Annotated in this window: 1 protein-coding gene; it reads left to right on the top strand. The window is 46.1% G+C overall.

The features are described from left to right. Window positions 1-4: 4 nt before the first annotated feature. Window positions 5-1,246: extracellular solute-binding protein (locus tag T515_RS16170; RefSeq protein ID WP_051671835.1), on the top strand; the 1,242-nt coding region annotated here is incomplete at its 3' end.

Raw genomic sequence — 1,246 nt, 5'->3', positions numbered from 1 at the left:
TTTCATTAGTCCCTTGATTATCCTGTCAGTCATAACTGCAATTTCCGGATGTTCCGGAGAAAATGCTTCGCAGGTTCCAAAGGCAGAAAAGGAGAGGACAGAGATTGAATACTGGTATGCCGGCGGAAAAACAGCAGTAAAGGTCATGGCTGACATCATTGATTCCTTCAATGCTTCCCAGGATGAGTATGTGATAAAACCTGTGGTTAAAGCAAGCTATGATGAAACCTATCAGGGATTGCAGGCAGCATTGGCCGGAAATGTCTCTCCTGATCTTGTGCTTCTTGAAACGGAAGCTTCTCATTATCTGTCAGGAAAAGGGATTCTGGAAAATGTAGGAGAGCAGCTAAAATCCACTCCTTCATTTTCACTTGATGACTACATTGATGTATTTATTGACAGCTGTAAAGGAGATAGGGATGAGCTCTATATGTTTCCGGCATACGGAACAACACAGGTGTTTTATTATAATAGGGAAGCCTTTGAGAAAGCAGGTGTGAATCCGGAATCCATCAAGAGCTGGCAGGATTTGGCGGATCAAAAAGAGAGGTTTACATCTTCCGGAACAGAGTACGTTTGGGAGCCTATGTGGGGACCGGACAACCTCATTGATGTAGCATTTTCCAACGGAGCTTCCATGTTTAGTTCGGATGGCAAGGAAGTCACCATCGATTCCCCGGAGTGGATCCAGGTATTTGAAGCTTTTAGGAAGTGGATCCATGAGGACAAAATCATGAAGATTCATTCCGGTGGACAAGGCTGGGAGTACTGGTACAAGACTATGGATGATGCCTTGTCCGGAACGGCGGCAGGTTATACAGGTTCCTCCGGAGACCAGGCAGATCTGGATTTCACTCTTGTTGGCGCTCTGGAGCAGCCGGGTTTCGGTTCCAATGCTTCCAGCCCGACAGCAGAGGCCAAAGATTTTGTTATCGTCAAATCCTCAAGTGAGAAGGAGAAGACCGGAGCTGCAGCATTTATACGGTACTTTACGAGCCCTGAACAGCAGGCAGTATGGTCAATGGGAACTGGATATGTACCCGTATGCAAGAATATGGATAGTGTTGAGAGCTATCATAATTATGTGAAAGAGCATCCTGAGATAACAGTTCCACTCCAACAATCACAGCACGCTTCAGTGCTTCCTATAGACCCAACAGGAGGAAAGATTTACGATGCACTAAAGATCGCAGCTGATCAGGTGGAGCTGGAGAATATACCGGCGGAAGAAGCATTGTCAGAAGCA

It is taken from the genome of Oribacterium sp. P6A1 (assembly GCF_000702885.1).
Taxonomy (GTDB): domain Bacteria; phylum Bacillota; class Clostridia; order Lachnospirales; family Lachnospiraceae; genus Oribacterium.
The sequence above is the reverse complement of the archived record's forward strand: the minus strand, read 5'-3'. Positions and strand labels throughout refer to the sequence as shown.